At 37.1% G+C, this 20,916-nt stretch carries 18 protein-coding genes, 1 tRNA gene and 1 pseudogene; 6 read left to right on the top strand and 14 right to left on the bottom strand.

Translation table 11 applies throughout. From position 1 onward, the window contains the following. On the bottom strand, nucleotides 1–124 hold a 124-nt coding region (gene gvpJ / locus PN497_RS21200), incomplete at its 3' end, for a gas vesicle protein GvpJ (protein WP_272110832.1). A gap of 1,223 nt (nucleotides 125–1,347) precedes the next feature. Between gvpJ and PN497_RS21195 the strand changes: the two genes are divergently transcribed. After that, nucleotides 1,348–1,614, top strand: a complete 267-nt coding sequence (locus tag PN497_RS21195; RefSeq protein ID WP_096567138.1) for a hypothetical protein — start codon at nucleotides 1,348–1,350, stop codon at nucleotides 1,612–1,614. A gap of 234 nt (nucleotides 1,615–1,848) precedes the next feature. Here PN497_RS21195 and shc read toward each other — a convergent pair whose 3' ends face one another. Continuing rightward, nucleotides 1,849–3,753 (bottom strand): squalene--hopene cyclase, encoded by a 1,905-nt coding sequence (gene shc, locus PN497_RS21190; RefSeq protein ID WP_096567140.1) that lies wholly within the window; start codon nucleotides 3,751–3,753, stop codon nucleotides 1,849–1,851. Between the two features lie 33 nt (nucleotides 3,754–3,786). Here shc and PN497_RS21185 point away from each other — a divergent pair, with 33 nt between their 5' ends. Further along, nucleotides 3,787–4,968 carry a glycosyltransferase gene (locus PN497_RS21185; RefSeq protein ID WP_096572632.1) on the top strand — a complete coding sequence of 394 codons (1,182 nt, stop codon included), beginning with the start codon at nucleotides 3,787–3,789 and terminating at the stop codon, nucleotides 4,966–4,968. 97 nt (nucleotides 4,969–5,065) lie between these two features. On the opposite strand, the gene PN497_RS21180 is transcribed toward PN497_RS21185, so the two are convergent. The 6 genes from PN497_RS21180 to PN497_RS21155 form a co-directional block, all read right to left on the bottom strand. Next, nucleotides 5,066–5,479, bottom strand: coding sequence for a hypothetical protein (locus PN497_RS21180; RefSeq protein WP_272110830.1), 414 nt, complete (start codon nucleotides 5,477–5,479; stop codon nucleotides 5,066–5,068). A 177-nt stretch (nucleotides 5,480–5,656) separates the two neighbouring features. Then, nucleotides 5,657–5,740, bottom strand: a tRNA-Leu gene (locus PN497_RS21175). Nucleotides 5,741–5,830: 90 nt separating this feature from the next. Next, complete coding sequence (locus tag PN497_RS21170; protein ID WP_096567143.1) at nucleotides 5,831–6,910, bottom strand: alpha-hydroxy acid oxidase; 1,080 nt, start codon at nucleotides 6,908–6,910, stop codon at nucleotides 5,831–5,833. Between the two features lie 148 nt (nucleotides 6,911–7,058). Beyond that, nucleotides 7,059–9,893 (bottom strand): zinc-dependent metalloprotease, encoded by a 2,835-nt coding sequence (locus tag PN497_RS21165; protein ID WP_096567145.1) that lies wholly within the window; start codon nucleotides 9,891–9,893, stop codon nucleotides 7,059–7,061. A 466-nt stretch (nucleotides 9,894–10,359) separates the two neighbouring features. Then, complete coding sequence (gene nblR / locus PN497_RS21160; protein WP_096572633.1) at nucleotides 10,360–11,046, bottom strand: response regulator transcription factor NblR; 687 nt, start codon at nucleotides 11,044–11,046, stop codon at nucleotides 10,360–10,362. 144 nt (nucleotides 11,047–11,190) lie between these two features. Then, nucleotides 11,191–11,853: a response regulator transcription factor gene (locus PN497_RS21155; protein WP_096567147.1), complete on the bottom strand. Its 663-nt coding sequence runs from the start codon at nucleotides 11,851–11,853 to the stop codon at nucleotides 11,191–11,193. Nucleotides 11,854–12,058: 205 nt separating this feature from the next. On the opposite strand from PN497_RS21155, the gene PN497_RS21150 reads away from it, so the two are divergent. Beyond that, the gene (locus PN497_RS21150) at nucleotides 12,059–12,316 is read left to right on the top strand and encodes a hypothetical protein (protein ID WP_272110829.1); all 258 of its coding nucleotides are present in this window, start codon (nucleotides 12,059–12,061) and stop codon (nucleotides 12,314–12,316) included. Beyond that, nucleotides 12,316–12,738 (top strand): type II toxin-antitoxin system VapC family toxin, encoded by a 423-nt coding sequence (locus tag PN497_RS21145; RefSeq protein ID WP_096567149.1) that lies wholly within the window; start codon nucleotides 12,316–12,318, stop codon nucleotides 12,736–12,738. The genes PN497_RS21150 and PN497_RS21145 overlap by 1 nt, the downstream gene beginning before the upstream one ends. Before the next feature lie 107 nt (nucleotides 12,739–12,845). Here the strand turns inward: PN497_RS21145 and PN497_RS21140 are convergent, their stop codons facing one another. The 4 genes and pseudogenes from PN497_RS21140 to PN497_RS21125 form a co-directional block, all read right to left on the bottom strand. Further along, nucleotides 12,846–14,093 (bottom strand): S1 family peptidase, encoded by a 1,248-nt coding sequence (locus PN497_RS21140; RefSeq protein WP_096567151.1) that lies wholly within the window; start codon nucleotides 14,091–14,093, stop codon nucleotides 12,846–12,848. A 146-nt stretch (nucleotides 14,094–14,239) separates the two neighbouring features. After that, nucleotides 14,240–14,554: pseudogene (locus tag PN497_RS21135) on the bottom strand (iron uptake porin); the annotation flags it as partial. Nucleotides 14,555–14,613: 59 nt separating this feature from the next. Continuing rightward, nucleotides 14,614–15,480 (bottom strand): S1 family peptidase, encoded by an 867-nt coding sequence (locus PN497_RS21130; RefSeq protein WP_096567156.1) that lies wholly within the window; start codon nucleotides 15,478–15,480, stop codon nucleotides 14,614–14,616. A gap of 96 nt (nucleotides 15,481–15,576) precedes the next feature. After that, nucleotides 15,577–16,221, bottom strand: a complete 645-nt coding sequence (locus PN497_RS21125; RefSeq protein WP_096567157.1) for a COP23 domain-containing protein — start codon at nucleotides 16,219–16,221, stop codon at nucleotides 15,577–15,579. A 248-nt stretch (nucleotides 16,222–16,469) separates the two neighbouring features. Between PN497_RS21125 and PN497_RS21120 the strand changes: the two genes are divergently transcribed. Then, nucleotides 16,470–16,829, top strand: a complete 360-nt coding sequence (locus PN497_RS21120; RefSeq protein ID WP_096567159.1) for a hypothetical protein — start codon at nucleotides 16,470–16,472, stop codon at nucleotides 16,827–16,829. A 4-nt stretch (nucleotides 16,830–16,833) separates the two neighbouring features. After that, on the top strand, nucleotides 16,834–18,804 hold the full coding sequence (locus tag PN497_RS21115; RefSeq protein ID WP_096567161.1) for a sensor histidine kinase: 1,971 nt from the start codon (nucleotides 16,834–16,836) through the stop codon (nucleotides 18,802–18,804). Between the two features lie 3 nt (nucleotides 18,805–18,807). Here PN497_RS21115 and PN497_RS21110 read toward each other — a convergent pair whose 3' ends face one another. After that, nucleotides 18,808–19,725: an NAD(+) kinase gene (locus PN497_RS21110; RefSeq protein WP_096567163.1), complete on the bottom strand. Its 918-nt coding sequence runs from the start codon at nucleotides 19,723–19,725 to the stop codon at nucleotides 18,808–18,810. Between the two features lie 80 nt (nucleotides 19,726–19,805). Then, a complete protein-coding gene (locus PN497_RS21105) occupies nucleotides 19,806–20,804 on the bottom strand; it encodes an SDR family oxidoreductase (protein ID WP_096567165.1) in 999 nt (332 codons plus the stop codon). Nucleotides 20,805–20,916: the final 112 nt, after the last annotated feature.

Raw genomic sequence — 20,916 nt, 5'->3', positions numbered from 1 at the left:
CTGCTAGTAATTCAATACCAACCAAGGAAACACGAACCCAAGCATCTACAACGATACCTTTGTCTAGGATTCTATCAATAACTTCTGCCAAGCTGGAGGAAGAATTAGTTTTTTCAACTGCCATTGTTTTGCACCTTAATTCATTGTTGTTGATTTGAGTATTTACTTATATCTTGTAATAGTTTCATTGTAAACATGACTACAGTAAGGTTTATAAAGGTTGATCTTTTATTTACTAAGTTATATGGAGACAACTTTATGTATGTGGTTAAACCACTATATAGTTAGTCTCACTAGGAAATTCCAGTTTGTCTAGTCCCAGAATTTTCTGATGTTAACCTACCTTACTGGAGTCATTTAACATTTACAAGATAGTAAGTTATACACTCGCTTGAACTCTTTATACTAATATCACTAGTTTTACTATTTGTAAATAGCCTGGCAAAAAAATCAGTAGTAGAGAATAAAGTCAGTTATTATTACTAAGTTATAACTCAATATGTAACGGATTGTAACAAAAATTAAATTTACCCAAAACCTTTCTCTTGAGTCTCTTCCCTGATCCTTCTTGACTGTGACAATGACAATTTTTAATGCCAACCTGGCTAAAAAACTAAAAATCAAGAAATTTATGGCTAAGGAAATTATGTTTTTGTCCTTACGTGGAATTGCCTTTAAGTAATGATTTTTACTCTTAAATGACATTGATCACAAATATTTACGTAAATTTTATGATAAAAAAAATGTTCTAATTATAACTTGTGTTAACAACAATGTTACAAAAGTAAATATATTAGGAGTAAAATAGATTTTTTGTAACTTACCTTAATCTACACATACCAGTATCTGTGATCTGTAAATAGCCAAAAGTTTGTATAATAAAAAGACATTATGTTTAAGTATTTATTCTATTCACCTTGTTCTGTATGGGTTGCAGTTGGTTTCGTGAGCAAAAATTATTTAAGTATAATCAATTCAGACTAATCAATTTAAAAAGCATTGATTTACGGCTAAAAGCTTAATAGTGAATATATACTGAGATTTCAACTTATACAGGACTTACGCAAAAGGGAATGAAAGTAGGGGTAATACCCTTCGGGAAGCAAGCTACATGAATTACCCCTACGCAAGAATAAGGTTTTCAGTCACATCTTGCGTAAGTCCTATTGTACACAAAGGAAAAATCGCTCCCATCGAACTCTTGAAACTGTTCCCTGTCTCCACGACAAGACTTTTTCAGCAAACCCTAGGTACTGAGTAATTTAAAATTACTGAACAATAGGAATGGCAATATTAGGTGAAATCTATTATCATAATTAGTCAAATTCAATTATTTCTCCCTAAATTATGTCTATAGAAAATGCTTCTGCTTCTGTGTCACAGCAAGCCTTAGCCGCTCTGATTGATGCTTTAGTACAGCAAGGTCATCCACCTCAATATGCTCAAGCAATGGCAACATCAATAATTTTTCAGACAGACTTAGATTTACGGAACGCCCAGCTTGCTAGACTTTTAGCCTGGCTGAAAGAAGAGCATGATAGTATTTATCCATCTGCTCTTGCTATAGTCGAAAATACTTGCAAAGAATTTGAAAATCGAGTTACAAAAGGCTAAATATAAACACATTTGTGCTTAGTTAAGGTTAACTTAGAAAGAAGCCATGTGATCTGAAAACATCACCCACGGTTTTGAAGCCGAGCATGAGGGGTGACTCTCATGCTTAGGTTAACAGAGTGTCAATACACCTATTAATTCAGTGATACAGCAAATTGCAGATCAATCAAGTACAGGATCTAACTTATACAGCAAGCAATTTTTACTCTTCAACGCAGTGCTTTTTCCTGACTACTAAATTCTGCTGTATCTTCCCAAAGCAATTAAGGGAAAATACTGTTGATAAAGGTGATACTTGAGATAAAAATGACAAGGAAAACCTGTGCCTGTAAAGTAATATTCATCCCAAGTACCATCTGAACTTTGAGTTTCTAACAAATAATTAACCCCTTTTTCAAGACTCTGAAAATCAAATTTTCCGGTAGCTTTACCTGCTGCAATTAATCCAATTATCGCCCAAGCTGTTTGAGATGCGGTACTGTCTCCTTTACCTTTTAAACTCGGATCATTGTAACTAAAACAAGTTTCTCCCCAACCACCATCAGCGTTTTGCACTTTCACTAACCAAGCTGCACCTCGTTCTATTTCACTGCGATATTTTTGGGGGTTTATTAATGCTAATGCTGATAAAACTCCACTTGTTCCATAAATATAATTTACTCCCCAACGTCCAAACCAACAACCTTCTGTTTCTTGTTCATTGAGAAGATAATTCAACGCCTTTTCTAACTTATCTGCGGGAATTGATAAGTTACCAACGCCCAACATTTCTATTACTCTAGCGGTGACATCGGCAGTATTTGGATCTATCATAGCTTTCAAGTCACCATAGGGAATAGAATTTAGCCATTCTTGATGATTATCAATATCAAAAGCTGCCCATCCTCCCGGTTGACATTGCATTGATGCTATCCAATTTAAAGCTCTTTTTATAGCTTGTTTTTTGAGGTTTTCATTGGGTAATTTTGCCTGATGCAAAGCCATGACAACTACAGCAGAATCATCCACATCGGGATAAAAGCGGTTATCAAATTCAAACGCCCAAGCACCGGGTTTTCCTTGTTTATTTTTGACAAACCAATCACCATAATCAAGTATTTGTTTGTCTATTAACCATTCTCCAGCTTTTACTATTACTGGATGATCTGCCTCAAAACCTGAATCAATTAAGGCGCGAATTGCCCAGGCTGTATCCCATACGGGAGAAACACAAGGTTGAATGCAGTAATTATTTTCTGTTTCCATGGCGAAATTATCAACTGCTTTTAAACCCCGGTAAATAATCGGATTGTTAGCGTCGTAATCTAGACATTTTAAAGCTAACAGAGAATTTAACATGGCGGGAATAATTCCCCCCCAGTCTCCTGTAGCTTCTTGACGTTCTAAAATCCATTTTTCAGCAGCTTTGATTCCTTCTTCTCGAAAAGGTACAAAATTTAAACTTTCTGCTAATTTAAACCCGTCATCCAAAATGGTAAATATATCCGACCAATCATTATTTTTTGGTAATTCCCATTTGACATTATTCACACCTTCGGTATATAATTCATCTAGGTTGATGGGGTTGTCAATTTCAAAGACAGGTTTCTGATCAAAGACTATTAATAATGGCACAGTGCTAGAACGCGCCCAGCTTGAAAGTTCATAAATATTGAAGGGAAAATTTTCAGGTAATAGCATTACCCAAGGTGGTAATGATGGCAGTCCACGCCAATTATAACAACCTATTAATGCTAAATGTAATTTAGTAAAAATGCGGGTTTTGCTAATTCCACCTTTTTGCAAAATTAAAGACTTTGCTTTGATGAGTGCGGGATCTGTTGCAGGTACTCCTAATAACCGCAAGGCCATGTAAGCTTCTACAGTGGTACTGAGTTCTCCCCCATCACCATAAAATAGTTCCCATCCTCCATGCTCTTTTTGTTGCGATCGCAAATAGTTTTCAACCTTATGCAAAGGTCGAGTTTTATCTGTTCCCCAAATTTTATGTAACAGTACAGTTTCCGCAGTGATGGTAACATTTGATTCTAATTCCGCCCACCAATAACCATCGGGTTTTTGAATTGACAGCAGATGTTTTTGACTAGCGGCGATCGCTTCTGTAATTTCCTTGACTTTTACCCTGTCTTGTGTTTGCATAAAATCCTGACCTCAGCAGTTATGGTAGAAGTTATGGTAGAAATTTTAGCGGGTTTGATGGTTTTATCTTTAGCAATTTGGTTATTTTTACTGTTGTTTTGGGGGCAGTTTTGGCGGGTAGATCAACAGTTAAAAACCACAGCAAATAAATTACAATCTTTACCTACAGTGTGTGTAGTAGTTCCAGCGAGGAATGAAGCTGATGTAATTCCTGTAAGTTTGCGATCGCTCCTTTTACAAGACTATCCTGGTAATTTTCATGTATTTTTAGTAGATGATCAAAGTACCGATGGTACAGCCAATTTTGCCCAAGGAGTAGCTTACGCAGTTGATAAACTCGAACAATTACATATTATTTATAGTGCAGATTTACCTCATGGTTGGAGTGGTAAACTTTGGGCAATGGAACAAGGTGTAAAAGTTGCTGTAGAGACGTTTCATGAAACGTCTTTACAACTACCTGACTATTTATTACTAACAGATGCAGATATAGAACATGATATTAGTAATTTACGGCGATTAGTTGCCAAAGCAGAAACAGAGAATTTAGACTTAGTATCTCTCATGGTAAAACTGCGCTGTCAAAGTTTTTGGGAACAATTATTAATACCTGCCTTTGTCTTTTTCTTTCAAAAACTTTACCCTTTTCGTTGGGTAAATAACCCGAAAAAATCTATTGCTGCTGCTGCTGGTGGTTGTATTTTAATTCGTCGAGAAACCCTAGAAAAAATAGGCGGACTACAAATAATTCGTCACGCATTAATTGATGATTGTTCTTTAGCCAAAGTCGTGAAATCTCATCAAGGTAAAATTTGGGTGGGATTAGATGCTTTAACTTATAGTTTGCGTCCTTATGATTCCCTAGAAACTATTTGGAATATGGTAGCCCGTAGCGCCTACACACAACTAAATTATTCTCCTTTGTTGTTAGTGGGAAGTGTCTTAGGAATGTTTATAGTTTATATGCTGCCAATTTTAGGAATTATCTTAGGTTTAATTATGGGTAATCTGCTAATAATCATTACAGGTCTACTCATATCGCTATTAATGACATTCGCATATTTTCCCATAATCGCCTTTTATAAATGTCCTCTTTGGTTAGCTTTTTGTTTACCTATCATTGCCTTTTTATATACTTTAATGACATTAGATTCTGCTAACCGACATTGGCAAGGAAAAGGAGGTGCTTGGAAAGGTAGAGTTTATCAAAATTAGAATTATTAAAAAGTCAGGAGTCAGGAGTTCAAGGAGTCAGAATTTTATCTCTCTCTTTTTATCTCGTTCCCAGTCTCAGACTACGAACGAGAAATTATCAATTATCAATCATCAATTGATAACTATGCCAAATTGATGGTTTATCGTTATTAGTTTTTTCAGGAAGTAGCAAACGCCAACTTTTACCTTCTCGTTGAATTTGTAAATAAATATCAAAAGGTTTTTGTGGTTGAGTGATTTGTTTTTTGGGTAATTTAACAGTTAAATCATAAGTTCCCTGGACATGATAAGCTGGTAAATATTCAATGGTTAAAGGTTCTTCTTGCGTAATTACTACTTGCTTAATCTCAAATTTTTGAAAGTCTAAATCTAGCTTTTGTGTAAGTTGCTGTTGAGTTTTTTCTAGTTGAATAGCAATGGCTTTTTCAACTAATTCATAAGTCGGTTGCAATGCAATACTACTACAAGCTGTTAATAAAATCAAAATTCCTATTAAAATTAACCGCATCATGTATTTTCTATAATACCTTATATCAAAATTATATACACTGACTAGGCAGCTATCCTAGCTTGTAGCCAAAATAGCTACAATGTATACATAGTGAAGGTTTCAATTATCTGGTATAACTATGTTAGTTATATTTGATAGTTTTGAGGTAAAACCCTAAAACCCTTATCTAGTAAGCAATGGGCAAGAGGAGAATCGAACTCCTATGACCGCAAGGTCGCCACATTTTGAGTGTGGTGCGTCTACCAGTTTCGCCACTCGCCCTTGGTAGCAACTTTTCTATTATAACCTATTCTTCTAATTTGGCAAGGGGTTTGGAAAAAAAAATTTTTTGCCCTTTTTTTTCCACAACCACTAACGACAAATCACCAAACTAGAATCTATATCCTCTAGTCTAGCACAACCACTGAGAGCCATTGCTGTAGTTAGTTCCTCTTTGAGTAGGTTGATAATATCAGCTACTCCCGTTTCTCCAGATACCGCTAATCCCCATAATACGGGACGACCGATCAAAACCGCTTTCGCCCCTAACGCTAAAGCTTTAAGAATATCAGTACCCCGACGAATACCCCCATCTAACAAGACTTCCGCTTTACCATCCACTGCGGCGACTATTTCCGGTAAAGCATCCAAGGAAGCGATCGCCCCATCTAATTGTCTACCACCATGATTAGAAACCACAATCCCCTGTGCGCCATATTCCACCGCCCTCACCGCATCATCACCCCGTAAAATTCCTTTCAAAACTAACGGTAAAGGACTTAAAGATTTTAACCATTCTAAATCCTTCCAAGTCAAAGCCGGATTAATCTGCTGGGCAAAATAAGTTAATAAACCAGACTCGCCTTTTTCTTGGGGAATGTCTAAACCTGACATTTTGGTTAAATTAGCAGGATGTAAACCAGGGGGTAAGGTAAATTCATTGCGTTGATCTCGCTCTCTTTTTCCCAACACTGGCGCATCCACAGTTAAACAAAGTGCCTTGTAACCTGCTGCATAAGCTCTTTCTACCAAAGCACGAGTTAAACCCCGATCTTTGTGAATGTAAAGTTGAAACCAGCGCAAACCATCATCAACCATTGCCACATCTTCTAAACTCTTAGTAGATAAGGTACTCAGCACCATAACCACACCTGCGGAAACTGCGGCTTTTGCTGTAGCAATTTCCCCATCTGGATGGGCTAAACACTGAAAAGCCATAGGTGCAATCATCAGAGGTAACTGCAACGATGCACCTAAAACTTCAGTTGTCAAGTTAATTTCACTGACATCAACGAGCATTTTAGGACGCAGTTTCACCCGTGTAAAAGCAGCGCGATTATCTTTTAAAGTGATTTCATCCCATGCACCACTACTGTAATAATCAAACGCCATTTTGGTTAGATGGGTTTTTGCTAACTCTTCATACTCAAATAAATTAATGGGTGAAATCATGTCTGTTTAAATAAGTATATTATTTGTTTAGACTGGTGATAGTTAATTGGTAATGGGTAATTGGTAATGGGTAATTGGTTATTGCTAAACTTCTTTCTGTCCCCAGTCCCCAGGGATGCACTGAGCTTGTCGAAGTGTCCCCAGTCCCCTAGTTCCCCTGCAATGGAGCATTTAAAGCTTTTTCAATGCGATCGCGGGTTTCCAGTAAATGCGCTTTTGTATACTCATCATTAGACCTCACCCGTTTGAGTTGGTGATCTAATTGTTTGAGCTTATACCATGCTAAAGTGCGAGCGTCTTCTGGTACATCTACTTTCCTTAATACCATAGCTGTCAAAAAGTTGACATATTGCCGTTGTAAACCCCGTCGTAAACTAGAAATTTCTAATTTTCCTTTTGGTTGTAAAACCTCCGTCCAAATTCCATCTTGCAAAGTATTAAATACTTCAGGTAAAGTCAGTGCTTCACCGGGTTTGCTTTTAAGTTCGATATCCTTAATGCGAGTCAGGCGATCGCTTGAAAGTAAATCACTCAAAACCGCACTCTGTACAAACAACACCAAATCATGAACCGGGAAATCTAAACGCCCCGTGACAGGTGTACTTCCCCAGTGATACCAACGAGAAGGTACTAATTTATTCAGTAGTTTCGGTGAAAATTTCAGCGCCTCTTCATCAAAAACATACTCTTGCAAAGTTGCTAATGCCTGTCTTTGTTTTTCCACAGGAACCGCCACAAATGGTAATCTGCCTTTATTATCAACCGGATTAACTCTGTAAAAAGACTGACCACCAATGTATTTAATAGTGTAACTTAACTGCTGTAAATAATTACCAAAAATGGTACTAAACTGATCAGTTAAATCGCTGTAACTATCACCATACATTAAATAACCCTGATTTAAACGATCCCACATCACACGGGAATTATCCAACTGCCAGCGAGAATAAACTAGCACATTACCGCTATTATCCCAAGGTGCAGATGTAGGATCAATTTCCGATGTATCTTCATCAGGAGAATAACTCAACTCTGGGTTTTCTGATAATTTCGCTATTTCTGCCAAAAATGATTTTTCTGCAATGGTACTTTTTGCCCCAGAAGGAGTATAACCATACTGTATTGCCCAAATATCATAACTTCCCACTTTATCAGGAAAATAATCCCCCTGAACCGTACCACGAGGGGCAATATTAGGAGGAATATAATCCATCACTGAAGCAGTTAAACCCTTAGTGCTAGTAATTTCTCGATTATTCATCTCCTCTGGAGGTAAAAGATTGCTACCGCGAAAATTATGCCGCAAACCTAAAGTATGGCCTACTTCATGGGCAATAATTAAACGTAAATATTGATGAATATAATCTTGCATCTGATCCCGACTAGGAACAGTATTTGCTAATAGTGACATAGCCAAAGCACCAAAAGCAAATTGATTAGCAGATTCTATCCCATAGCATAAATCATACTCTCCCGCTAGTTTAGATAAATTGCCAATTAACCCTTTATTTTTTTGATCATTTTTACCACAAAGAAGGCGATTTTGCATCAATGTAGATAAAGTAGTTGGCGTTTGTGTTTGTTTTTGTGTTTGCTTGGGTAAAATAATTTGCCGATATTCATTTTTTAAAGCCCTCACAAAACTAGCATCTACCAGAATATCAGCATCCAAAATTTCTCCCGTCAAAGGATTAACACGGGAGGGACCAAGGGCAAAATAGCCATCTACCGTATTAATCCAGCGAATTGTATTATACCTAATATCAGCCGCATCCCAAGTAGCATTATCTGGCATTTGTTTAACTTCAATCGCATCCTTAAAACCCGCCTGCAAAAAAGCTTGATTCCACATTAATACCCCTGCTCTAATCGCATCACGATATTCCAAAGGAACAGCGTTATCAATCCAGAAAACTATCGGTTTTTTTGGGGGAGAAATTTCCGCTTTGGGGTCTTGTTTTTCTAAATTCCAGCGATTAATATAACGGACAAAATTATCATCACGATCATCCCTAGATAAATCTTGATATGCAGTAATAAAATATCCCACACGCTCATCTGCTAAACGCGGTTGATAATTATTATTAGGCAGTTGAGAAATACTGTAGTGCAGTTTGAGAGTAAAGCCACGACTATCAGCCAGTACACTCAGATTTCCGCCAGCGCCTGTAAAATTTAAAATTGATTGCACTTCTAGATTATGGGGAAAAACTTTGGCATTACCAAAATAGGCTTGTTCTGGACTTGCTGATAATTCCAAACTCGCAGATAATCCTGCTAAATCTGTTAAGAGTAAATCACCTAAATCAATGAGTATTGTTTTCCGTTGGGGATGAATACTTTTAATCGGCAAATTATAGAGAACAGAATCACTAAAAGAACGCCGCAAAGAACGAGCTTGTGGATCTCCTTCACGAGTCCGAAAATTCACATTCCGCACCACAAATTGCAAAGTATTATCTATGCGTTGGAAATAAAATAGAAAATCTTGCAACGGTAAACCACTATAAATACCTTTTTCACCAATACCAGATTCCAAAGTAGCTGTAGCTAAGAAGTTTTTATTTAGTTGTTCTGGTTTAATTTCTAAATATATTTTATTATTTTCTTTTTGGCGATAAAGAGTAAATATACCCTCTAATTTTTGAGTGTCTTTGACAACATCATCAAATTCTTCTAAATTCTCATTTTTATATGGTTTAGTGATATCTCCAGGTTTTTTAGTTGGTTTATTGGCATTTTTCGCAAGTTGTAAAAATGGTTGTTGTCTGGCTTTTTTGGGATCTTCCACCACCCACATAAACGGTTGTTTTTGTACCTGTTTATTTTGATTAATTACCCATAGTTGCGATGCTGGTAAAGTTATTTGATCTGAAGTTGCCAGATTTTCCTTTGCCTTTGTCTCTAATGACTGGGCGCAAGCAGTTCCCATACCTAAAAATAAACTATGTAACACAACTATATAAAAAGTTAATCTTTTCATTCTACATCCCTAATAACTATTGATTCTGGTAAAAACAACAAGGCAGAAAAAAAGCTAACACGCTCAGAGAGTTCCTTTAGGATGATTAACCATGACTACAGTATAAAATTAAAAAATTGTCAACTATATTTAACTAAACAAAAATCAATAAATAAAATTCCGGCAAAATCCAAGATTTGAATGTATTGGGAATATTAGCATAAAGAAATATTAGGTTGGTTGCATTGTTGGTATTTTTTTCCTGTGCTTCCGTAGACAGAGTAGTTAGGACATCAATTTATCATGAAACTCCTACTACAATAGGGTTTTACTGCTGACTCCTGACTCCTGACTCCTGTACGGGCGAAGTACGGGCGAAGCCTGCCTGTCGGCAGACAGGCATTCGGAAAATAGCCTGTTGCTAAAATTGATAATTGGTTGCCCAAATGCTTCGCCCCTACGACTCTTGACTCCTGCTACAGAATTTTTAAGATTCTCTTAAAACATATCCTACACCCCGCACCGTTTGAATTAAGCGTTTTTGCCCTTCCTCTTCAATTTTCAACCGCAAGTAGCGAATGTATACTTCAATCACATTTGACTCACCCATAAAATCATAACCCCAGACATTCTCCAATATTTGCTCACGGGTTAATACTTCACGGGGATGCTCCATAAAAAACTTTAATAGTTCAAATTCTTTCATAGTTAAGTCGATAGCTATACCATTATAGACAGCGCGACGGATGCCAATATCTAGCACCAAATCTCCAAAACGCAACTGTTCACTGGTATCGACATCAGGTTTGAGATATAGACGAATCAGCTTGAGAAAATCTTCTGAGCGATAGGGTTTAAGAATATAATCATCAGCACCAGCTTCCAGACAAGCGACACGATCATCAACTGTATCTCTGGCCATTAAAATTAAAACAGGGGAACGATGGCCACTGCTGCGGAGATTTTTGCACAAAGAAAGTCCAGATTCTCCTGTCAGCATCCGATCTACAACAATTAAAGCAGGTTGCATTTCGCGGCTTTTTTGCAAACCACTAGCCGCATCATGAGCCACAACAGTATCATAGCCGGCTTCTTGCAAATCAAAAGCTAATTGATTAGCTAAACTATCATCGGGTTCAATCACCAGAACGCAGGCACTGTGAGAAAAGGTCATATAAATTGGTAATTGGTAATGGGTAATTGGAACAACCATTTCATAAGAGCTATAACCTGTTACCGTGTTATTGGCATTACACACAATACTAACCCAATTTTCTAGTTTTCCGGTTATACCTGTATACAAAGTGCTGCAACTGAATCAGAACAATAATAATTTTTTCTGAATTGCTGTCATACATAGAGCGATACGGGAATTGATGTCTTTTTGCTCAACTTCATCAACACCCAATTTTACTTTTAGGTGTTGGATATGATTCTGCACAACCCTAAGTGATATGTGAAGACGATGCGCTATGGCTTGATCTGTTAAAGATTCATAACATAACAGTCTGAGAATTTCCAACTCTTTCTCATTCAAGTTTAATTCCTGACGTAATTCTCTAGGCAGTTTCAATTCTCCATTCAGCGCACTTTCAACCCCTTCTAAAAAATATTTGCGTCGTTCCATTTTATTTACTACCACAAAGCCACCACAGTGATGATTAATATATTTGACAAATTTTATCAGCCAGCCAGGTTCACTACTATATATAAGAATATTTAAAGAGGAATAAGTATTAAAAATTGATTGTAACATTTCTAAGGAAGATATAACGGACTGAGATCCACAAGATGTAGTAAATTGTAAATCAAGAACGATTAAATCTGGTATTTCTATTTTTAGACGTTCCATTGCTGCTTGGGGAGTAGAAGCGATGACACAAATAGCAGCAGGGTCGAATTTTGTCAAAAAATCGCAATTGTTTTGGGCTACTTCTGGATGATCTTCTACCACGAGAAACCGCAGTGGCTTAACATTCATATTTTAGGTGATGATAAGATACGTATAGTTTACATTTAGTACGTATATTTTATCAAGACCTAGATCCCCAACTTCTCTAAGAAATCGGGGATATGAAATATCAAAATCATCCTCTTATCAAAAGAGCGATAGCGAACTGCTCCGCAGGAATCGCTATTACTGTTGAGTTTTGCTAAACTAGGAATAAATTAAGCATGAAAAGAAAATGTTCAAAATGACAACTTTAGAAATAGCCATAGCTAAAATCAAGAACTTACCTATTGAACAGCGCAATGAAGTTATTGAATTTATTGAGTTTTTAGAATTTAAACTAGGGAAAATTAGCCATATCCAAGAACAGATAGAACCCAATGAAAAAGAGGTTTCTTTTACTGAAGCAGCACGAGAGTTTATTGGTTGTTTAGACAGTAATTTGGAAGATTTATCTTATAATCCTAAATATATGGAAGGCTTCGGTAAATAATGCGAAAGGGTATCATCCTCGACACAGGAGTTTTAGTAGCATTTCTTATGCCTAATGATAAATTTCATCAGTGGGCTGTCTCTTCCTTGACAAATATTCAGTATCCTGTTTTAACCTGTGAGGCTGTTCTAACGGAAGTTTGCTTCCTGTTGCAAAAAGTATATGGAGGACGTGAGAAAGTTCTACAATTAGTCAAGCAGGGATATATTGAAATACCTTTTCGCTTAAATGATGAAATTGAATCTATTGAAAAGTTAATGCAGCGTTATGAATCTGTACCAATGTCTTTAGCTGATGCGTGTTTGGTAAGGATGTCCGAAATTTATACAGATACTTCAATTATTACATTAGATAGTGATTTTAGAATCTATCGTCAGCATCGCAATCAAGAAATTTCCGTGATTATGCCTGATATTGTCTAGGTTTGCAATTCTGGGAAACTAGATACCTGACTTCTTAAAGAAATCGGGTATCTGAAGTCGCAATTGTCAGCCTCTTAACTAAGAAACTAACGTATTTCTACTTCCAGTTACTGGAGAAACTTTATTGTTTGCTCAAGTCTATTAATTTTTTGTTCAATTTCCTTAATCTTTTTAGACCTACTCGCTTCGGAAATCAATGTTTCTACGCTCTGTAAACAATCATTTAAATCCAAAGCCACTCGACCCCGTGAAACTTCAATACTAGAGGGAACTAAACCTTGACGTATAGTATCCCTCATGCAGCCATAACGTTCACGTAAGCTTTGAAATGCCTGAAATGCTCGGTCAGTGGGTGATACAAAGCCTTCTGCAAAATCCTCCGAAGTAATACTGTCAGCTTGTCCTGGTCTTTCTCTTCCCTGTGCAATTAACTCTGAACTGACTGAAGGCGGAGCGATGTTAAAGTTATTGGCTTGCTTTTTTCGCAGTAATTGGATAATTTGAATTCCTCGACCTTCAAGTAAATCTTTCTGGTCATTTCCTTGTGAGTTGGAATCAGGCGGTCCACCACTGTGAATACCTACTACTTCTCCTTTAGAATTGAAAATTGGACCACCGCTCATGCCAACTCTAACGCCAGGAGCAGTAGCACTATAAACTAAATTATAACCATAGTTACCTATAGGTTCTAGAGGATTTTGACGTTCTAGTTGAGCCGATGTAAACCGACGTTTTCTAATTGTATTTTTTTGGGAAGGAGTTGGCCAGCCAGACACAAACAGGCGCTCGCCTGTATTAATTGCTGATGTATTAATAGTAGCGACTGGATAGGGTTTTTCAGTCACAAACTCAAATACAGCCAGGTCAATATTATTTTCATTTTTCGGATTACCAATAAACTCAACATCCTGGACGGTGTAAACTTCTCCATCGTAAGTTCGTAGACCGTAAGGAACATCTTTGTCGTTAATCAATTGTTCGACTACATGAGCATTCGTAATTACGTAGTGTACAAACTGCTTGATTCCGTTTTTTACTCCTCCCTTATAAGTGGCTGCATCAATAATTTGTTCCCTACGTCCAACAATTACACCTGAACCTGCATACTGAAATATTTGTCCATTGCGAACTGAGTTATTAATATCTTCTTTCTTTTCTACATTTTCACTGATAAATACCGTTGTCATACTAGCGATCGCGTCAACATCTGTTTCATTTGTAGCTTGGGCTAAAATCACACTTGGAGCGATTTTAGTTATTGGAAATTCAGATGCAATCACTGGAATGACTAAGGCAAAGACAGTCATCACAGTAACTAGAGTAATTCCTAATACTTTCCATCTATTTTTGAACATGGCCAATGTTAATCTTTAATCTTGGGAACAATGTCTGTATTCTAAATAGGTTCATTCTGTTGATTGGGGTTTGTCTGGTGAATTGATTCCAGCTTTTGTTGAAGCTGAGTGAGCCGTGATTCTAAATTATCTATTCTTTCGTGTGGAACTTCTGCCGTAGCAGTCGCAATTAATTCATTCACTCTATCTAAACAAGCATTTAATTGTTCAGCGAACTCACCTCGTGTTAACGCCCTATTACTTCCAAAAGTACCATCAGGATATTGGGCTACACAGCCATACCTTTCAGTTAAACTTTGTAATGCTTGAAAATAGTAATCTGTGGGGTTGACATCCCTGAATTGTGAAACACTGGTAACTTGAGCAAAAGTGGTTGTAGCTGTGGTAGTAATCACCAGTATTATTGTGGTTAATATGGCGGCTAAACTAAGTGCTAGGGCTTTCCATTGAGTTTTTGACATATATTGTATTAATCCTGTGTAAAGCTTTATAGAAGATGGAAAATTATCGGGATAGCATCTCATTTTAATACGCTATTAATGGCGTTATTGGTAGTACCATTTAGCGATGTCTTGAGTTGCTTTGAAAGCTGTAATTGACCCATTTTTTGCTGATAGGTAGAAATCGGAACTGCCCAGCTTAAACCTTCCATCTGTTTAAATAGGTTTGGTGATGGGATTGTTCCATCAGCAAAAGTAAACATATCAATACCCTGTAAAGGATATTTACCACGTCCATTAATACCAATTAATTGACCTTGGCTATTTAAAACTGGTCCCCCACTCATGCCAGATTCTACATCATTGGTATAACCTAGCTGATATCCACGAGGTAAAGATTGATTCGTAAGCATTAAGGATACTGTTCCTGTAGTCAATTTATATGCTTTTAGCCCCCAGTCCAAGGTTTCGCCTACGGGTATTGAATTACGATATTGGTAGTTAGGGAAGCCAGTAGTATAAACTGTATCTCCAACTGAGATATTTTGAGAACTCCCTGCAACAGCAACTTGATAAGAAGTTGAGCTTTGAAATTGAATCAATCCTAAATCAACATTTTCTAATGAAGAAAAACGTTTGCGGTAGCCTTGATATGTTTTGCCATCTGGTGTGAGGATAGTATAGCTATCATTAGGACTAGCATTAGCAACATGATCGCAAGTTAGGACGGTGTAAGATTGTCCTTGATGGTCTATAATGATTCCAGAACCAGCACCCCGGTTGCTCAAAATTCTGACAGTAATTAGTCTGGCAGTTTCTACAACACTAAGTTTCAACTGATAAGAAGTCTGAGCTAACGTTCTCATACCAAGTTGATAGTTACCTGCACTTGCACCAGCGAGAATAACAGTAATAAACACCAGTAGAGTAAGAAATTTATACTTCATGATTAAGTTAATCCTGGTGCTAAATTACATAAAGAGGTTGATAAACCTAAAAAGTTCTATGCTTCTTAGGTTTAGTAGCAAAAATGCTGTTAAGTCTTAAATCTCTGGATTATCACTGCCATTGTTGGGGTTTACATTACCACCATTATCAGGGACAGGATTCTCATTTTCTCCATCTGCAGATTCTAACTCCCTCTCCACAGCTTCTCCAAAAGGTATATAAGTTCTTGCCTTGCTATTTCGGGCTGCATTTGTACTTACAAAAGGATTTGCAGAAACATTGAGGAAATTTGCTAGAAATTCACCAGGGTCTGTTCCTTTTGGTAAAGTGATTAATACATTCTTCTTATTACAACCACTTTGGTTATTATTTACGTAGCAGATAACATCCAAACCATTGACCTCACCAACCGTCAGTAATAAACTTTTCAGTTTTCCACCATTGTTAGCCACTGCGGTCTGAAACCTACCACTAATCTCTTGACATCGCACTTCTGGAGTATAACCACTTGCAGAAAAAACGCGATTCTGATAAATAATCAATGGGTTAGTTTTTTTACCTCCAGCAACAGCGATTGTTGCATAGTCGCTACCAAAATTAATACATTGAAACGATGTTGATCCAGATGAAGCTTGAGCTATAGCGTTCGATGGAATTTCACCACTTATTGCTGGAGATATAGCTGACAAAGATGCCACAAGTGGACTAACCGCTAAAATAGAGAGTAAAATTTGTTTCATTTGATGCACGAGTTTTATCCTTAGTAAACAATGTAAATTGCGATACCTCTATTTTTTTATGTGAGCGATCGCTTTCTTAAATCAAGCCTTTACCGATAGTATTTTTACCCTCCCAAAAAATCAATGTGTAGCATTGCAGAAAAATGTGCGAACTCCCGCAAAAAAATGTGCGAACTTACGAACCCATCTAAAAACCCAATTCTGATAAGTGTGAGAACATCATTTCTCCACCTATTCAGACTGCAATTATGAAATTCCCTATCCAAAAACTGCATATCATCCTCACAGCGTCCTTGCTGTGGGGACTAAATTCACCCGCTTTAGCTCAACAAATTTGGTCAGGAACAGGTAAAATTGTCAGTGGTGCTGGTGAAGGTGGCACAGTTGGGTTAAAATTGGAGATTACAGACAACAACGTGCAATTTCTCTCTGGACCATCAAAAAATGAACCACCATTTCAGCTAAAAAACTCTACAAATATCAATGAAACTGTAGAAACAAAAGCCGGAACTTGGCAGTTTTTGCAAACAGAGAAAGAATTAGGAATTAGCTTATCTCAAAATAATCCCTATCGTATTATTCGCTATCGTCTATTTCTTCAACCGTAACCAAATGTTGTGGAGCAAAAGTTCGCAAATTAAATTTCTCAGCTTAGGAATCATTTGCAGTGTATTCTATAATTTCATCTTTTCTCAAATTCCTATAGTTCACAAATTGGAATTACAACTTCAAGATATATTCCTGAGATTAAACCAGCCAAAAACTATACCTCCAGAAATTATTTTAGTAAAAATTCAACCCCAGGATTTAGCAAATCAAAAGCTATCTCTAGGAAGAATATTCTATGCAGATTTAGTAGAGCATCTTTTAGAATCTGGTGCTTCTGTTGTCGTTTTGAACCTCCACAATGACTGGGAAGAATCACCAGAACTTGAGTACCCGATCAAAATAAATGAAATAATCAATAAACCTTTAAAAACTCTTGTACAAAATCATAGTAAGCAAATTGTTTTAGTCACGCGCATCAATTCAATTATTAATTCTAAAAAACCAAAGTTTTTCATCTATAATCATCTTATCCCTTTTGATAGTGAACGACTTCAACCTTTAATACCTCCTGAGACTATTCAGGGTTTTTTTGAATACGAAAACCAAGCAGAAACACCTGCTCATTTAAGTAGCACTGGGCGAAGTTATCATTTAATTGGAAGATTCTTTCTTTCAGAAGAAATTAACGAAATTAAGACTTTTAAATCTGTTCCACTTCTAGCTTTAGAAAAGTGGGAACAGCAACAAAAAAAAGTTTATTTTTCCTCAAGATTTTCTCAAATTAAAACTCCAATAAAAATCAAATTTTGGGGTAAATCGGGAACTTTTCCTTTTTTAGAACTGACATCTATTTGTCAGCCTAATAAAGACAAAAAATGTTTGGTTTTATCTCCTAAAAAACTTTCTCAACAAGTTCAAAATAAAGTTATTTTTATTGGTTTTGTTGAAGGTAATAATATTCAAACAATGCCTATATTGTCACCTTTTGGTGATAGTATGGCTGGGGTGGAAATTCAAGCCAATATCATGGCTAGTTTGATGACAGATTCATTTTTACAAATTCCTAGCCAATGGGTTGATTTAATAATCATTATTTTCGGAGCATTTTTAATTAGTATCGGTATTTATAATTATCGAAATTGGCAGTTATTATTCATAGTTTTAGCAATATTTAGCGTTTATTTGGGGCTATGTTTAATAGTCTGGAAATGTAAATGGATATTATTGATTATTCAACCTTTATTAGTGTGGACAGTAACAGGAATATCTATTTTTATCTATTTTATTTTTGGACAACAAAAAGAGGTTATTGCACTACAAAACTATCAAATTACCCAACTGAAAGCGGCTGAACAAGAAGCTATTCTTTCCCGTACCCGTAAAATCCTCCATCGTATTGCTGCTGATATTCATCATGGGGCTTTACAAGAATTGAAATTGGTAATGGACAGAATTGAATTAGAATCTGATTTAGATATAGATTTAATTTTAGATAAATTGACAGCTTTAGGGCAGGAAATTAGAAATAAATTAAGCAATATTCGAGATTTAACTGAGAAAATGGAAATAACTCCTATACTCCAACCAGGGTTAGATATAGGAATAAAAACCACATTAGAAGAATTAGAAAGTTCTGGAAAATTAACTTTAAAAGTAATTACAGAAATTCAGCCTCTTCAAGAACCAGAATTAAACAGTATTTGGATTGAACATAGAGAGGAGATTTACCGCTTTTTCCGTGAAGCATTGAATAATGTTATTCAACACGCTCAACCACCTCACGGTACGGCTACCCAAGTATTTGTTAGTTTAAAGCAACAGGGAGATAAATGTACTTTAGTAATAGCAAATGATGGAGCTATGTTAGCATCTACTTATAGACCCAAAAAAGGCGGCTATGGTACTAAAATCATGGATACTATAGCCAACGAACTTTTAAATGGTATATGGGAAATATCAGTTTTGCCGAATGAAGAAGTGCGAGTCACACTAAGTTGGCGTTTACCACCCAAGATTAGACTAACTGACCACTGACAATTAAGGCAATTCTACAGAATTGGGTTTAGCAATATGTGGTAGTCCCCAACCTAATTTTTCCCGTAAAACGCGGAAAAACTCTGGTGATTGTAAGCGAATAAACCTAGCCTTATGTTGCGATCGCTCCAAATATACCCGATCCTCTGACATCACATAACACCCACCATTACCATCTACCACCATCACCATCCGGGGTACATTGACTGGATAGATGTTCACAGGTTCATTGTTGGGAAATACTAAAGCCCTAGAGGCCAAAGAATGGGGACAAATTGGTACTAGCTGCAACACAGGTACACCGGGAATAATCACAGGTCCACCAGCACTTAATGAATAAGCAGTTGAACCAGTTGGAGTAGAAATAATTACACCATCGGCTGCAATATCCACTGTTGCATGATGACCAATTTGAATTTCAAAGTGGCACATCGAAGTTAATGGTTCTCGATGCAACACCATTTCATTTAAACATAAGGCTTCCCATAAGACAGTTTCCCCCCGTAGCACTTTGACATTGAGCATGGTTCGTTCTTCGACTTCATACTCACCTGCCATTACCTGTTCTATAGCTTGGGGAAGTTGGTTTAGATAAGCTTCTGTCAAAAATCCCATGTGACCAGTATTCACAGTTAACAATGGTATCCCACAGGGGGCAACTTGACGGGAAGCTGCTAAAACAGTTCCATCTCCCCCTAATACCACTGCAAACTCCATACTGGGATCAAAACCGGGAGGTGTGAGAGCTTCCACTGGGGTGTGGCATACAGGACTATCAGGATTAGAGTAGCCCAGTATACCACCGATGCTTGTTGTCACACACACATCCCAACCAGCTGCGGTTAACTGGTCTTTGAGTTCGATAGCGGTTCTAGTTGCTATCGGTTTAACGTCGTTGTAGATAATGCCAGCTTTCGGCACATTCAAATATCCAAGTAGGCTATGCTTTTTCTTTAGTAATGGTTACATATTTTGGGATATTGTAATCAACATCTGGGATTTTATTGACTATTAGCTTTTGATGACTGTTTAAAAGGCGTTTTTTTATCTTTTTTCTTTTTGCTCTTGGTTTTCTCGTAGTCTAGCTCTTTCAGCTTTTTCATAATCCGGCTGAAATACTCTTGCAAGTAAGTTTCTACTGTGGCTGTCTGTTGTTGCTCCAAGCCAAACACTGTATATACTTCATCCATTGGCGCATTTAATGGTTTACCACTGGCTAAAACTTCGGAAAAAGCCAATCTATCAGCTACATTCCATCCCCATTGGAAAAACCGCAGTAAGCTTTGAACACCACGCAACAAGCCAATAGGCATCCGTGTTACTCTCGCATCTTTTCCTGATAAACGTTCACAAATATTTATTATTTCTTCTGCACTCCAAGCACGAGTACCCACCACAGGGAAAGTTTGTTTTTGGGTTTCTGGTACACTCAATGCCCGAATCGCAAATTTAGCAATATCTTGAGTATCCATATAAGCCACCGGGGAAGATGAACCTGTCACCCACACCGGCTGATTTTCCAAAATGGGTATGCCATATTGACCAATTAAGCCTTGCATAAACCCAGCTAATCTTAAAATAGTGTAATTTAAGCCAGATTCAGCTAAAAATAATTCTGTACATCGCTTGATTTCCATTAGCGGTACATTGGGATATTTATCAGCATCAAGAATAGAGAAAAAGATAAAATGCTCTACACCCGCAGCTTTTGCAGCTTGAATTAATGCTACCTTACCTTCCCAATCTACCTGTTTAATTGTTAATGAATCTGTAGCGCGAGATGTGGAAGCATCAATGACTTCGTTTACACCTTCTAATGCTCCTACCAGGGTTTCGGGATAGCACAAGTCGCCTTTCACCAGTTCTGCACCCCACTCTTTGAGAAATGCAGCTTTTTTGGTACTGCGAACTAAGCAGCGTACTTTGTACCCCTCGTCAATAGCACGACGAGCTACTTGTCTTCCTAATGTGCCAGTAGCACCGACAATTAATAATGTCATGAGGGTCGTTATATATTTTAATGTTTTATGATAAAAATCTTAACAGAGTTTAGTTATAGAAATAAAAGTTTACATTTTTTTTAAGGGGACTGGGGACTGGGGACTGGGGACT

The sequence above is a fragment of the Sphaerospermopsis kisseleviana CS-549 genome (genome assembly GCF_028329225.1).
GTDB classification, from domain to species: Bacteria; Cyanobacteriota; Cyanobacteriia; order Cyanobacteriales; family Nostocaceae; genus Sphaerospermopsis; species Sphaerospermopsis kisseleviana.
This window is presented reverse-complemented; position numbering and strand designations above follow the sequence as displayed.